Source organism: Micromonospora sp. NPDC005171 (genome assembly GCF_040608575.1).
Classification (GTDB): Bacteria; Actinomycetota; Actinomycetes; order Mycobacteriales; family Micromonosporaceae; genus Micromonospora.
Genome location: NZ_JBEXIM010000015.1, coordinates 57,958 through 71,844, shown reverse-complemented (window position 1 = coordinate 71,844; position 13,887 = coordinate 57,958). Strand labels below are relative to the sequence as shown.

Genomic DNA, 13,887 nt, shown 5'->3' with positions numbered 1-13,887 from the left:
AGGCTCCGGTGATCAGTAGGCGAAGGCGAGCGGGCGCTCGGCGTCGTCGGTGTCGTCGGTGGGGGGTTGCTCGCTGACGTCCGGCACGCCGGCCTTGGCGTATCGCAGCAGCAGCTTGACCTCGATCACGGCGAGGGTGGCGTAGACCAGCGTGAAGGCGGTGAACGAGGTGAGCACCTCGGCCAGCGACACGCTGCGGGACACCCCGTTGCGGGTGAGCATCTCGCCGAAGACGATCCACGGCTGGCGACCCATCTCGGTGAAGATCCAGCCGAAGGAGTTGGCCAGCAACGGCAGCACCGGCATGGCCAGCCCGGCGCGCAGCAGCCACTTGCTGCTCGGGGTGCGACCCTTGCGCTGGCTCCAGAGCACCAGCAGGGCGATCGCGCCGGCCGCCATCCCGAAGGCGATCATGAAGCGGAAGCTCCAGTAGGTGACCGGGATGATCGGGGTGTAGCTGCCCGCGCCGTACTGGGTGGCGTACTGGGCCTGCAGGTCGTTGATGCCGTGCACAGTGCCGTTCGGGTCGCCGGTGCCCAGGTACGACAGCAGGTACGGGATCTTGAGGGCGAACACCTCGCGGCTGCCGTCCAGGCTGCCGATGGTCAGCACGGAGAACGAGGCGGGGCTCTCGGTGGTGTAGAGGCCCTCGGCGGCGGCCATCTTCATCGGCTGCACGTCCGTCATGATCTTGCCCTGGATGTCGCCGGTGAACAGCACTGCGGCGGAGGCGACCAGGACCACCCAGGAGCCGAACTTGGTGGCGAAGCGGTACGCGCCGGTGTCGGCGGAGTCGCGGTTGCGGATAACGTGCCACAGGCCGACCGCGACGATCAGCGACCCGGCGACCAGGAACGAGCCGGCCAGGGTGTGCGGGAAGGTGATCAGGGCGACCTTGTTGGTCAGCACCGCCGGGAAGTCGGTCAACTCGGCGCGTCCGCTGTCAGGGTTGATCCGGTAGCCGACCGGGTTCTGCATGAACGAGTTCGCCGCGAGGATGAAGTACGCGGACAGGTTGGTGCCGATCGCGGCGGCCCAGATGCTCGCCAGGTGCGCCCGCTTGGGCAGTCGGTCCCAGCCGAAGATCCACAGGCCGATGAAGGTGGATTCGAGGAAGAACGCGACAAGCGCCTCGATGGCCAGCGGTGCACCGAAGATGTCGCCGACGAAGCGGGAGTAGTCGCTCCAGTTCATGCCGAACTGGAACTCCTGCACGATGCCGGTGACCACACCCATGGCAAAGTTGATCAGGAACAGCTTGCCGTAGAACTTGGTGAGCTTGAGGTACCGCTCGTTGCCGGTGCGGTGCCACATCGTCTGCAGGATGGCCACCAGCACGGAGAGGCCGATGGTCAGCGGCACGAAGAGAAAGTGGTAGACGGTGGTGACACCGAACTGCCAGCGGGCAACGTCCAACGCGTCCACCTGAAACCCCCAGCCATACGTACTACGAGACGTAGTAAATACTACTGCTCGTCGTAGAGAAAAGAGCAGGGCCGGGTGGCCCGAAACGGCCCGGGACCAATGACCCTGATCACCCGACCCGCCCTCGCGGCCCCGCCGCCGCGTGCGACGATGGCGCGCTGATGAACACCTCCACCTGGCAGCCGCCGCTGATCTGGCGCGCCGCCCTCCTGCTGGCCCGGGGGCTGGTCGGCCTGCTCGCCCGCCTCGAGGTCACCGGCGACGTCCCGGCACACCTGCGTCGCGGCCCGCTGGTGCTTGCCGCCAACCACATCAGCCCGTTCGACCCGGTGGTCATGGCCGCCGCCTGCCAGACCCGTGGCGTCGCCCCGCGGATCATGGCGACCGCCGGACTGTTCCGCGTCCCGGTGTTCGGCGCCGCCATGCGCCACGCCGGGCACATCCGGGTCGACCGGGGCACCAGCGCCGTACACCGGGCTCTCGACGACGCCGCCACGGCCGTCGCACGCGGCTCGGTGATCCTCATCTACCCCGAGGGGCGCATCGGCCTGGACCCCGGCCTGTGGCCCGAACGCGGCAAGACCGGCGCGGCCCGACTCGCCCTGACCTGCGGCGCCCCGGTCGTCCCGGTCGCCCAGTGGGGCTCGCACGAGGTGCTGCCCTACCAGGCGCCCCGCGGAATGCTGCGCGGCATCGCCCGCTCGCTGTGGCGCCGACCGGTGATTCGGGTGCACTTCGGCACGCCCGTCGACCTGGGTGAGACGGCGGGCGCCAACCCCGGCGGGCCGCGCCGGGCCACCGACCGGATCATCGACGCGCTCACCGACACCCTCGCCCCGCTGCGCCCCGACGAGCCGGACCTGCCCCGCCACGTCGACCCCGGCCGCCCCGTCGACCTCACCCGGGTTCACCGCCGGTCGAGCTGACCCGGACCCTCCCGCGATCTTGCAGTTACCGTCCGGCGCAGAGGGCATTTCCGCGTGTTTCGGCGACAGAAACTGCAAGATCGCGCGGTGAGGGCGGCCGGTCCCCTGGTCGGGGGGCGTGGCTGCCTCGGTGGAGGGATGAGGTCACTTCGATCGGTGGCGATGCTGGACACGTCAGCAGGCCATCGCTCAAGGGAGTGACATGTTCATCTCTGGTTCGCGGGTAACGGCGGTGGGGGCAGTGGCGGCCGTGGTGGTCGCGGCGGGGCCCCCGGCGGCCTCGGCGCAAGGGTCGGAGAACAGGACCACCGCAGCCGGCCGGTCGAAGCCCCGGTACCCGGTTCTGGCCGGCGGATACGTGGTGCACAGCGCCGGGCAGAACCGAACCGGTGCCGGACACCGGGCCGGGTCATGAGCACCCTGCGGCTCTGGTGGGGGCACTGGCCGACCTGGTCCGGTTACGCGGCCGCGGGCCTCTCGCTGCTCTACGGCGGGTTGGGTCTGTACTGGACGGTCGGTGGCGGCGGGTTCCCGTTCGCGCCGGTCGACCCGGCACACGCGTCGGGGTCGATCCTGGAAGGCAGCCGCACTGAGGTCCTCGCCCCGATCATCGCCGCGCTCGGGCTGCTCGGTGCGGTCGTCGCGTGGTTGATGACCCGGCGCGCCCGGCCCGGTCGCCGGTCGGTGGCGCTGGTGGTCTTCGGATGGGCGATGGCGGTCGGGTTGACCCTGCTCGTCCCGGACTACACCCTGATTGTCCTGGTGGCGTTCGCGCCGCTGCTGCTGGTCTTCGCCTTCACCGGCGTGCCGGGCGACCAGGGCGCTCTCGGTGACATCCTGTACTGGCACCGGACCAACCTGATCATCGTGTTCGTCGGCGGTCTGCTCTGGGCCGCCGCCACCCTCGCCTACCGGCGGCGGATCCGGGGCGCCTGCGCGCACTGCGGCCGCCGTCACGGCCCCTCCCGGCAGACACTGCTGCGCTGGGGCAGGTGGGCCGTCGCTGTCGCCTGCCTGGCGCCACTGCCCTACGAGGTCACCCGGATCGCCTGGTACCTCGGCTTCCCGCTCGGCATCAGCCGGGACTTCCTGCGGATGATGCAGGACACGCCGGGGATGCTGGAGGTCGGGCTGGGCTGCGCGGTCGCGTCGGCGCTGGGCGGTGTGCTGACCCAGGGTCTGGTGGCCCGATGGGGAGAGGTCTACCCCCGCTGGATCCGGTTCAAGGCCGGCAAACGGGTTCCGCCCGCCCTCGCCATCATCCCGGCGTCGATCGTCGCTGTGGCCATCATCCCGGCTGGCCTGATGCTCCTCTGGACAGACGAAGCCCGGGGCACCTGGGCCCTGTACGTCCCGAGCCTCTTCTGGCCGGTGTGGGGGGTGGCGCTTGGCGCCGCCACGATCGCCTACCACCTGCGCCGGCGCGGTGCCTGCCGCCACTGCGCTCGGGGCCACCAACCGGCGCCGGAAGCGCAACCGTCGGTCGACGAACGGCCGGTGCGCCACGAACCCAGCGGTGCACCGGCGCCACCCGCATGATCTTCGCCGGCAGGCCACCCACGCGCCACCGACGGCGGTCATACTGCGTCGCGTGTTGACCCGATTCGGCTACCTCGACGCGCCCGCGCCGCTGGCGTTCGCCCACCGCGGCGGCGCGGGCGAGGGCGACGAGAACACCACCGAGGCGTTCGCCCGGGCCATCGGGCTCGGCTACCGGTACGTGGAGACCGACGTGCACGCCACCTCGGACGGCGTGGCGGTGATCTTCCACGATCCAACGCTGCTGCGGGTCACCGGCGAGCCGGGGCGCATCGCCGAGATGAGCTGGGCCGACCTCGCCTCGGTACGGGTCGGCGGCGCTGCCGTCGTACCCCGGCTCGACGAGGTGTTGGGGGCGTGGCCGCAGGTTCGCTTCAACATCGACGTGAAGGCCGACGGCGGCGTCGAGCCGACGGTCGCGACAGTGATCCGGGCCGGCGCCGGCGACCGCGTGCTGCTCGCCTCGTTCAGCGACGCCCGGCTGACCCGGCTGCGCGCGCTCACCGAGGGACGGGTCGCCACCAGCCTGGGCATGCGCGGCGTCGCCCGGCTGCGGCTGGCCTCCCTGCACGGGCGTCCGCTGCGGCTGCCGCCGTCGGTGGTCGCCGCGCAGGTGCCGCCGCGCTACGGGCGGGTGCCGGTGGTGGACCGCCGGTTCCTCGACTACTGCCACCGCATCGGCCTGCAGGTGCACGTCTGGACGATCGACGAACCAGCCCAGATGCACGAGTTACTGGATCGCGGCGTGGATGGCATCATGACCGATCACGTCGGCGTGCTGCGCGACGTCTACCGCAGCCGCGGCCACTGGGCCGCCTGAGCGTCGAAGGACCCCCGATGGCCGAGACCGTGACCCCCACGGTGGACGACACCCCGCCTCCGGCGAGCACTCGCCGGGAGCGGCGCGGCTGGTACATCTACGACTGGGCGAACTCCGCGTTCCAGACCACTGTCATCACGGTGTTCCTCGGCCCGTTCATCACCACCGTCGCCGAGCTGGCCGCCGGGTGCGAACTGGGCGCGGACACCTGCGACGGGTACGTCTACCCGCTGGGCATCCGGGTGGCGGCCGGGTCCTACTACCCGTACCTGATCTCGCTGTCGGTGTTCCTCACCGTGTTCGTGCTGCCGGTGATCGGGGCGATCGCCGATCGGTCGGCGCACAAGAAGCGGCTGCTCGGCGGCGCCGCGTTCACCGGCGCCGGCGCAACCGTCGCGATGATCTTCGTCACCGGCGACCGCTACCTGCTCGGCGGGGCGCTCTTCCTGGTCGCCAACATCTCCTTCGGCGCGGCCCTGGTGGTCTACAACTCGTTCCTGCCGCAGCTCGGCGGCCCGGACGAACGCGACGGCATCTCCAGCCGCGGCTGGGCGCTGGGCTACCTGGGCGGCGGCCTGCTGCTGGCGTTCAACCTGGTCGCGGTCACCCTGTTCAGCGAGGACGACAACCCGCAGCGCACCCTCGACCTGGCCCGCTGGTCGATCGTCTCCGCCGGGGTGTGGTGGGCGGTGTTCACCCTGGTGCCGCTGCGCTGGCTGCGGGAACGCCCCAGCGCGGCGGCGGCGCTGGCCCGGCAGGGCAACGTGCTCACCGACGGATTCCGGCAGTTGGGCCGCACCCTGCGCCAGATCAAGGCGTACCCGCTGACGCTGTTCTTCCTGCTGGCGTTCCTGGTCTACAACGACGGCATCCAGACCGTCATCACGCTGGCCAGCCAGTACGGCACCGAGGAGCTGCGCCTGGAGCAGAGCACCCTGATCATCACCATCCTGCTGGTGCAGTTCCTCGCCTTCGGGGGCGCGTTGAGCCTCGGCGCGTTGGCCCGGCGCATCGGCGCCTGGAAGACCGTGCTGCTCAGCCTGGTGCTCTGGACCGGTGTGATCATCGGCGCGTTCCGGCTGCCGGCCGAGGCGCCGGTGCCGTTCATGGTCCTCGGCGCGGCCATCGGCCTGGTCCTCGGCGGCAGTCAGGCGCTGAGCCGGTCGCTGTTCAGCCAGCTCATCCCGGCCGGAAAGGAAGGCGAGTACTACGGCTTCTACGAGATCAGCGACAAGGGCACCAGCTGGCTCGGCCCGCTCGCCTTCGGCCTGGTGTTCCAAGTCACCGCCTCGTACCGGGTGGGCCTGGTCTCACTGCTGATCTTCTTCGTGGTCGGGTTCCTGCTCCTCGCCGCCGTGCCGATCCGCCGTGCCATCGTGGCCGCGGGCAACACGCCACCCCGGGTGCTCTGAGCACGGGTCCCGCGCCCGACCGATCCGGGCCGGTCAATGGGCTAGGCTGCCCGACCGTGACTGACGACGCCGCCGCACCGACCTGCCTGGCCCACCCGTTCCCTGGCCAGCCACACGCCCCGGCCGGGTGCGCGGCCGCGCGTGGGCTCGACGGGCGTCCGGTGCACGCGGCGGCGTTGAAGTTCTTCTGGGGGCCGATGGACTGCGGCAAGTCCACCATGGCGTTGCAGATGAACTACAACCACGCCCGGCAGGGCCGGCGTGGGCTGGTCACCACCCGCATCGACAGGTCGCTGGGGCCGCAGGTCACCACCCGCATCGGCCTGGCCCACGAGGCCATCGAGGTCACCGACGACCTGGACCTGCGGGCCCTGGTGCGCGGCCGGTGGGCCGACGGGGTACGCGTCGACTACCTGATCTGCGACGAGGCGTGCTTCTACACCGTCGAGCACGTCGAGCAGATGGCCGAACTGGTCGACAGCTACGACGTCGACGTGTTCGCGTTCGGCCTGGCCACCGACTTCCGGTCGCGGATGTTCCCCGCCGCGCAACGCCTGTTCGAGTTGGCCGACGAGGTGGCTCGCATCCAGGTCGAGGTGCTCTGCTGGTGCGGCCGCGAGGGGCTGCTCAACGCCCGCGTCGTCGACGGGCGGGTCGTCCGCGAGGGCGCCCAGGTCGTCATCGGCGACACCGTCGACACCGCCGAGGTGCGCTACCAGGTGCTCTGCCGCCGGCACTACCGCAGCGGCGACCTCGGCCCCCGTGACTGAGACGCCCGCCGCGCGGACAACCGACACCGTGCCAGTGGACCTCGGCTCGGCACCGACCCGGTCACCGCTCAGTCGCCAGTGACCGGAACCGGTCGGTCAGGATGACGGCGACGGTCACCGCCAACGCCGCCGTGGCGCACGCCGCGACGGGTGCCCCCAGCCTCACACCGATCGGCACCAGCGCCAGCAGGATCACCACCGCCGTGATCCGGCTGGTCGGCGGGGTTCGCCACAGCACCACCTTGTAGGCGGCGTGCCCGGCGAGGAACAGCGCCGGGCCGCCCAGGGTGAACAGGGCGGTGACCGTGGTGGCCGCCGCGCCGGGGGCGTGCAGCAGCCGTTCGTCGCCCGCCGAGGTGACGACGATGCCGGCGACCATCACCGGGTGCAGGTAGTTGAACGCGAGCCGGCTCAACGCCCCGGTACGCGTGCCCGCGCCGGCGACGACCTCCGCGGCGGCCGGGGCCGAGCGCGCGAAGTACACCCACCACAGCGCCACCGAACCGGCGAACGCCACCAGGAACGCTCCCGACCGGACCAGGTCCACGTGCGACGTGAGGGTGCTGCCGGTGACCAGGATCGACTCGCCGAGCGCGATCAGGACGAACGCCGCGCAGCGCTCCGCCAGGTGCCCACCCTCCACCATCCACCGCTCGGGGCGGCTGCGTTTACGCCCCGGCAGCGGATAGCCGATCGACAGGCCCACCACCTCGAGCACGATCACGGCCGCCCACACCACCTCCCGGGCCGGGGAGTCCACCAGGCCGCCGGCCACCACGAGCACCGACGTGGCGGCGATCCACGGCAGCGACTTCTGGAACCCGTCGACCAGCCACGGATTGCCATGCGCGGCCCACAACGCGAACATGGTCCGGCCCACCTGGACGCTCACGTAGACCACCGCGAAGAGCAGACCCGTCCCGGCGAACGCCTGCGGGATGGCCGCCGACAACAGCAGGCTGCCCAGCGTCACCCCGATCAGCATCGCCCGTACCGGGCCCTGGTCCGGTTGCAGCCAGTTGGTGACCCAGGTCGTGTAGACCCAGACGAACCAGACCAGCGCCAGCAGCAGCGTCGTACGGCCGGCACCACGCCAGTCCGGATGCTCGATGAGGTAGTGCGACACCTGGGTGATCGTGAAGATGAAGACCAGGTCGAAGAACAACTCGGTCGAGGTGGTCGGCTCGACGCCCTGACGTCGGCGCAGCAGCCGGGGGTGCGCCAGGTCGACGGCCGGCGGCTCAGAAGGGGTCACCGCACACCCGCCAGTTTCCGTCCTCGCGGACCACCGGCAGGCGTCGTTCCTCGTTGAGCCCGCCGTCGCGGGTCACCTTCACGGTCACCGTGCCCTGCGGTCGCCCGCTGCGGGTGGCGACCGAAACGTCGGTGATCTCATAGTCGGTGACCATCGGCGGCGTCCGCACCCAACTGGTGAAGCCGATCGCGCTCCACCGGCTGCGCGCGTCCTCGCAGAGCCGCTCGTACGCCCGGTCGCTGTCGCCGAGGGTCACCTCGTTGAGGAAACTGTCGGCGGTCTCCCGGATCGGGCCGGCGGCCTGCCGGACGGTCTGCAGGTTCCAGGCGCCCAACCCGGCCACCCCCACGCAGCACAGCGCCACGCCGAACCCGGCGAACGCCAACCCGGTGCGCATCGGGCGGTGACGCCGGGCCGGTCGGCTCCATGGCTGGCCGGCACCCACGACTACCGACCGTAGAGAACCCGCTCGCGCCGACGGGCGACAAGCCGGAAACTGGGTGCGCCCGATGGGCGGGTGTGCCCTGTTCCCGGCGGCCCTGCATCGTCTACCGTCGGCGCACACCCCCCGAGCAGTGCCAGGAGCCGATCGATGAGCCGCTTCGTGCAGCCGGTATCACCCCCCGTCGACCCGTACGCCGGCGATGGCCTGCTGCGGTCCTGGCTGGAGCGCCACCTCGGCCCGGCCGGGCACGCCGCCGCGAAGGGCCGGCTCGCGGACCTGGCCGCCGACGTCACCGGGCCGCTGCGCGCGGCGCACGCCGACGCGGAGGCGCACCCGCCGACGCTGGTCCGCTACGACCCGTGGGGCGCGCGGATCGACCGCATCGACACCTCCGCCGGTTGGCAGGCGCAGCGCGCCGCCGCCGCCCGACACGCCGTGGTCGCGTTGCCCTACCTGCCGGACGCCCGGGGCACCTGGGGTGCCGCCGCGCGGGTCGTGCAGCACGCCCTGCTGCACCTGTACGGGCCGGAGTCGGCGACGTTCTCCTGCCCGGTGGCGATGGCCGACGGGGCGGCGGCGCTGCTCAGCATGCCCGACGTCGACGCCACCGTCCGGGACGCGTGGCTGCCCCGGCTGATCTCCACGGACCCGGCCACGGCGATCACCAGCGGGCAGTGGATGACCGAGTCGCAGGGCGGTTCCGACCTGGGCCGCTCCAGCACGCTCGGCCGCCCGGCGGCGGACGGGTCGTGGCGGCTGACCGGGGAGAAGTGGTTCTGCTCCGCCGCCGACGCGGCGATGGCGGTGGCGTTGGCCCGACCGGAGGGCGCCGGGCGGGGCAGCCGGGTGCTCGCCCCGTTCCTCGTTCCCCGGTACGCGGTCGACTCACCGCTGGCCGACGGTGCGGCACCGGGCGCACCCGCACCGGGTGTCACAGTGCACCGCCTCAAGGACAAGCTAGGCACCCGGGCGCTGCCCACCGCCGAGATCGGCCTGCACGACGCGTACGCCCTTCCGCTGGGTGACCCGGCGGTGCCCGGTCTGGTCCGGGCGATGACCCTGGTCGTGGTGACCCGGGTGCACAACGCCGCCGCGGCGGCCGGCGGGATGCGACGGGGTCTCGCCTACGCCAGCGCGTACGCCGAGGTGCGGCACGTCGCCGGCGGCCCGCTGGCGTCCTCGCCCCTGCACCGGGCCACCCTGGGCACCCTCGCGGTCGACGCGGCGGGCGCGTTCGCCCTGGCTGGGCACGCTTTCGCCCTGCTCGGTCGGGTCGAGGTCGGCGCCGACCCGGAGGCCGCGGCGGAGCTGCGCATCGTGGCGCCGTTGGCGAAGCTGGCCACCGGCCGGCTCGCCGTCAGCTCCGCGAGCGAGTACGTGGAGAGCTTCGGCGGGGCCGGCTACGTGGAGGACACCGGGGTGCCCCGGCTGCTGCGCGACGCCCAGGTGCTGCCGATCTGGGAGGGCACCACAAATGTGCTGGCTTTGGATGTGCTGCGCGCGTTGACCCGGGAGGACGCCGGGGCGCCGCTGCTGAGCCGGCTCGCCGCCGCCGTCGACCTGGCGCGGCCGGTGTCGCCGGTGCTGGCCGACACCCTGGCCACGGCCGCCGCGCAGTTGGCGGAGACCATCACCGCGGTGACCGCCGACCCGGGTGCGTCGGCGGTGCTCGCGGGTGCCCGTGGTCTGGCGTTGCGTCTGGCGTACGCGCTGACCACCGCGTTGCTCGTCGAGCACGCGGCGTGGGGGGACGAGCAGGCGGAGTTGGCCGCCCGGCTGTGGGCGCGCCGCTGGCTGCGCCACGAGGAGATCGCCGAGGACGCCCACCACCACCTCGACCTGCTCTGCTGACGGGTCAGCGCAGCGGGCCTCGGGCGACGGCCGCGCGCATCGTCGCCGCATCGCCGGCCGGGACGAACTCCAGCCACCAGGTGGCGCCGGCGGAGGCCAGCTCACCGAGGTGGGCCCGTTCGGTGCGTTCGTCCGAACGGCGCCGCCGGCCGCCGACCGCCACGTCGAAGGGTTGACCGTCGGCGCGCGTCGACGGCAGGGCGTTCGCCAGGTCGTGTATCTCGTCGGGGGTGAAGTCGGACCACCCGTCGGTGTCGGTGAGTTTGTACGGCACGATGCCGTCGGCGCGGGCGGCCCGGCGGCGCACCGCCCCGGCCTGGGTGCTCCCGCCGACCCAGACCGGCACCCGTGGTGACTGCACCGGCTCGGGTCGCAGTGCCACCCCGTCGGCGCGGTAGTGGGTGCCCTGGTGGCTGACCCGCTCACCGCTGAGCAACCCGGTCAGCAGGTCGAGCCCCTCGTCGAGCATCGCCGCCCGCACCGACACCTCGGTCTGCTCGCCGAAGGCGGCCAGACCCCGGTCGCCGGGGTCGCCGACACCGACCGCCACGGTGGCCCGGCCCCCGCTGAGGTGGTCGAGGGTGAGGACCTCCCGCGCCAACTTCGCCGGGCGACGCCGGGGCAGCGCGGTGACCGTGGTGCCCAGTCGCACCCGGTCGGTGCGCCCGGCGATCGCGGCGAGGACCAGCCACGGGTCGTAGGTGAACGGCTCGTCGCCGGAATAGTGGATCAGATAGTCCTCTAGGAACACGCCGTCCCAGCCGGCGCGTTCGGCCAGCTCACCCAGCTCGACCAGAGTGGACACCGCGATCGGGGCGCCGCCGCAGGAAATCTCCAGACCGTGTCTCATCCGCCGACCGTAGGGCGGGGGCCCGACACTCCGCGGCGAGTGGCGAGCGCGGCGGGAGTTGTCGGACCCCGGCGGCACACTGCCGGGATGACAGTTTCTGCCGACCTCGCGATGGTCAACCTCGACAGTTCCGATCCCGCCGGCCACGCCGCGTTCTACCACGAGGCGCTGGGCTGGGAGGTCACCCACAGCCAACCGGAGTACGCGATGATCAGCTCCGGTGGCGTCTCGATCGGCTTCGGCCTGGTCGAGGGTTACCGACCGCCCTCCTGGCCGGACCAGACCGGCGACAAGCGCTACCACCTGGATCTGTACGTCGACGACCTGGCGGCGGCGGAGGAGAAGTTCGTCGCCGCGGGCGCGTCGAAGCCCGCCTTCCAGCCCGGTGGTGAGCGGTGGGTGGTGCTGCTCGACCCGATCGGGCAGCCGTTCTGCATTTGCCCCCGTCCGCAGGGCTGACGCTGCCCGCGCTGCTCAGCGCTCAGCCGCGGCGACGCGACCGGGCGGCCCACACCGCGTAGGCGGGGTCGCGGTCGAGGTTGTGCCGGTCCCGGTCGTAGCGGCGGGTGGTGCGTGGGTCGGCGTGCCCCATGGCGTCCTGCACGTCCTCCAACGGCACGCCCTCGGAGCGGGCCGTGGTGGCGAAGGCGTGCCGCAGCGAGTGCGGGGACAGCTTCGCCCAGGCCGGGATGCCGGCGGCGCGGGCGAGGCGACGGACCATCCGGAACACCGAGTGCCGGTCCAGCCGGGCGCCGCTGGCAGTGACCAGCAGCGGGCCGGTGAGTTGCGGCACCGGCACGCCGGTGGCGGCGGCCCGCTGGGCCAGGTAGGCGTCCAGGGCGTGGCCGGTGCCGGGGGTGAGGGCGCGGCGGCGTTGTTTGCCGCCCTTGCCGATGAAGCGCACGCTGCGATGGCCGCGTTCGGTGCCGAGGTCGGTCAGGTCCAGTGAGATCAGTTCCCCGACCCGCAGACCCAGGTCGGCGAGGAGCGCGAGCGCGGCCCGGTTGCGTACGGCGGTGGCGCCGGTGTCCGCGTCGGCGGCGCTGAGCAGGGCGTCCACCTCCTCGGGGGTGAGCCCCACGGTGGCGGAGTGGTCCCGGTCGACGCGGGGGCGGTCGGCGCCGGAGACCGGGTTGGCCGGCACCGGGCCGAGTTTGACCAGGAAGTCGTACCAACTGGACAGCGCCGAGAGTCGGCGCGCGACGGTCGCCGGGGTGAGCGGCCGGCCGCTGCGGGCGCCGACGCTGCTTTCCAACGCGCGGGCGTACTCGTTGACGTGCAGGAACGTGGCGCGCAGCGGGTCCAGGTCGCGGCCGGCGCACCAGGTGAGCCAGCCGGTGACGTCACGCCGGTAGGCGTCGCGGGTGTGCTCGGACAGCCGCCGGTTGCGCAGCCACGCCTCGGTGACCTCGACCGGCCCGCTCGGCAGCGCCGGTGGCGAGGGCGGGCGGGCGAGCACCGGAGCGTCGGAGAACACCATGTGAAAAAGGCTCTCAGCCTCGGGTGGGATCGGCGTGCAGGCGCGCCGGTCCCACCCGTCACCGTGTCGGATCAGGCGTTGATCTCTCGGCGGGCGGCGCCGTTGGCCTGGATGGTCACCCGGCGGGGCTTGGCGCGCTCGGCGACCGGGATGCGCAGCGTCAGCACCCCGTTCTCGTAGCCGGCCTCCAGCTTGTCGGTGTCGAGCGTGTCGCCGAGGAACAGCCGCCGGGTGAAGGTGCCCATCGGGCGTTCGGCGGCGACCAGTTCGACGCCGTCGCCGGCGGGTCGGCGACGCTCGGCGCGGACGGTGAGCACGTTGCGCTCGACGGTGCAGTCGATGCTGTCCGGATCGACGCCGGGCAGGTCGAACGCCGCGTAGAAGTGGTCGCCGTCGCGGTAGGCGTCCAGGTGCATCGTCGCGGGACGGGCCGCCGTACCGAAGAACTGCTCGGCGAGCCGGTCGATCTCGCGGAACGGGTCGGTACGCATCAACATGGTCATGCCTCCTCGGTTCTCCTGGCCGAAGGTGATGAGTTGAGCCGGGGTGACTCAACTTCCTCTTCTTATTTAGCGCGTCCGTGCGCCGACGTCAACCGCTCACAACAGCCACTTTTCGAACCAGTGCTCGGCGTAGGGGCCCTGCGAGAACGCCGGAATCTCGGCGTAGCCGTGCCGGGCGTACAGGGCGCGGGCCTCCACCAGGTCGTGCCGGGTGTCGAGCCGGATTCGGTCCGCCCCGGCCGTGCGGGCCCGCTCCTCGACGGCGGCCAGCAGCGCGGCGCCCCCACCGGCGCCGCGATGCTCGGGGCGGATGAACACACGGGTCAGCTCGGCCCAGCCGGGTTGCCAGCGCAGCCCGGCGCAGCCGGCCAGGTCCGGGCCGTGATGGGCGAGCAGGAGCAGCCCGCTCGGCGCGGTCAGGTCGTCGCTGGGCATCTCGGCCAGGGCCGCGTCGACCTCGCCGGGCAGGGCCGGGCGACGGTGATAACGGACCACCATCTCGCTCATGTACTCGCGCAGCAGCAGCCCGGCGTCGGGGTGGTCGGGTCGGACAGCGGTGGTCACCCAGGTGGGCCGGCCGGTAATGGTCACCTGTTGATCATCACCGGCCG

The 13,887-nt window shown here is 72.3% G+C and carries 14 protein-coding genes; 7 read left to right on the top strand and 7 right to left on the bottom strand.

Translation table 11 applies throughout. The features are described from left to right. Positions 1-12 precede the first annotated feature (12 nt). Positions 13-1,425, bottom strand: coding sequence for a cytochrome ubiquinol oxidase subunit I (locus ABZU74_RS19510; protein WP_355425564.1), 1,413 nt, complete (start codon positions 1,423-1,425; stop codon positions 13-15). Between the two features lie 161 nt (positions 1,426-1,586). Here ABZU74_RS19510 and ABZU74_RS19505 point away from each other — a divergent pair, with 161 nt between their 5' ends. The 5 genes from ABZU74_RS19505 to ABZU74_RS19485 all read left to right on the top strand — a co-directional run bounded on the left by ABZU74_RS19505 (position 1,587) and on the right by ABZU74_RS19485 (position 6,892). Continuing rightward, complete coding sequence (locus ABZU74_RS19505) at positions 1,587-2,351, top strand: lysophospholipid acyltransferase family protein (protein ID WP_355425561.1); 765 nt, start codon at positions 1,587-1,589, stop codon at positions 2,349-2,351. A 411-nt stretch (positions 2,352-2,762) separates the two neighbouring features. Continuing rightward, positions 2,763-3,890 carry an NYN domain-containing protein gene (locus tag ABZU74_RS19500; protein WP_355425559.1) on the top strand — a complete coding sequence of 376 codons (1,128 nt, stop codon included), beginning with the start codon at positions 2,763-2,765 and terminating at the stop codon, positions 3,888-3,890. Between the two features lie 52 nt (positions 3,891-3,942). Then, positions 3,943-4,710, top strand: a complete 768-nt coding sequence (locus ABZU74_RS19495) for a glycerophosphodiester phosphodiesterase (RefSeq protein ID WP_355425556.1) — start codon at positions 3,943-3,945, stop codon at positions 4,708-4,710. Positions 4,711-4,727: 17 nt separating this feature from the next. Then, on the top strand, positions 4,728-6,122 hold the full coding sequence (locus ABZU74_RS19490) for an MFS transporter (protein WP_355425553.1): 1,395 nt from the start codon (positions 4,728-4,730) through the stop codon (positions 6,120-6,122). Between the two features lie 161 nt (positions 6,123-6,283). Beyond that, the gene (locus ABZU74_RS19485; RefSeq protein WP_238688998.1) at positions 6,284-6,892 is read left to right on the top strand and encodes a thymidine kinase; all 609 of its coding nucleotides are present in this window, start codon (positions 6,284-6,286) and stop codon (positions 6,890-6,892) included. A gap of 61 nt (positions 6,893-6,953) precedes the next feature. Here ABZU74_RS19485 and ABZU74_RS19480 read toward each other — a convergent pair whose 3' ends face one another. Together ABZU74_RS19480 and ABZU74_RS19475 are read right to left on the bottom strand one after the other, a co-directional pair. Continuing rightward, positions 6,954-8,147, bottom strand: coding sequence for a low temperature requirement protein A (locus tag ABZU74_RS19480; RefSeq protein ID WP_355425550.1), 1,194 nt, complete (start codon positions 8,145-8,147; stop codon positions 6,954-6,956). Beyond that, complete coding sequence (locus ABZU74_RS19475) at positions 8,134-8,592, bottom strand: hypothetical protein (RefSeq protein WP_355425548.1); 459 nt, start codon at positions 8,590-8,592, stop codon at positions 8,134-8,136. The genes ABZU74_RS19480 and ABZU74_RS19475 overlap by 14 nt, the downstream gene beginning before the upstream one ends. 147 nt (positions 8,593-8,739) lie before the next feature. Here ABZU74_RS19475 and ABZU74_RS19470 point away from each other — a divergent pair, with 147 nt between their 5' ends. Continuing rightward, complete coding sequence (locus ABZU74_RS19470) at positions 8,740-10,443, top strand: acyl-CoA dehydrogenase family protein (RefSeq protein WP_355425545.1); 1,704 nt, start codon at positions 8,740-8,742, stop codon at positions 10,441-10,443. A 4-nt stretch (positions 10,444-10,447) separates the two neighbouring features. On the opposite strand, the gene ABZU74_RS19465 is transcribed toward ABZU74_RS19470, so the two are convergent. Then, complete coding sequence (locus tag ABZU74_RS19465; RefSeq protein WP_355425542.1) at positions 10,448-11,293, bottom strand: LLM class flavin-dependent oxidoreductase; 846 nt, start codon at positions 11,291-11,293, stop codon at positions 10,448-10,450. 87 nt (positions 11,294-11,380) lie between these two features. Between ABZU74_RS19465 and ABZU74_RS19460 the strand changes: the two genes are divergently transcribed. Beyond that, positions 11,381-11,752: a VOC family protein gene (locus ABZU74_RS19460; protein WP_355425539.1), complete on the top strand. Its 372-nt coding sequence runs from the start codon at positions 11,381-11,383 to the stop codon at positions 11,750-11,752. Between the two features lie 22 nt (positions 11,753-11,774). Here the strand turns inward: ABZU74_RS19460 and ABZU74_RS19455 are convergent, their stop codons facing one another. The 3 genes from ABZU74_RS19455 to ABZU74_RS19445 all read right to left on the bottom strand — a co-directional run bounded on the left by ABZU74_RS19455 (position 11,775) and on the right by ABZU74_RS19445 (position 13,867). Further along, the gene (locus tag ABZU74_RS19455; RefSeq protein WP_355425536.1) at positions 11,775-12,773 is read right to left on the bottom strand and encodes a tyrosine-type recombinase/integrase; all 999 of its coding nucleotides are present in this window, start codon (positions 12,771-12,773) and stop codon (positions 11,775-11,777) included. A gap of 71 nt (positions 12,774-12,844) precedes the next feature. After that, on the bottom strand, positions 12,845-13,270 hold the full coding sequence (locus ABZU74_RS19450) for an Hsp20/alpha crystallin family protein (RefSeq protein ID WP_355425716.1): 426 nt from the start codon (positions 13,268-13,270) through the stop codon (positions 12,845-12,847). Between the two features lie 102 nt (positions 13,271-13,372). Further along, positions 13,373-13,867: a GNAT family N-acetyltransferase gene (locus ABZU74_RS19445; protein WP_355425533.1), complete on the bottom strand. Its 495-nt coding sequence runs from the start codon at positions 13,865-13,867 to the stop codon at positions 13,373-13,375. Between the last annotated feature and the right edge of the window lie 20 nt (positions 13,868-13,887).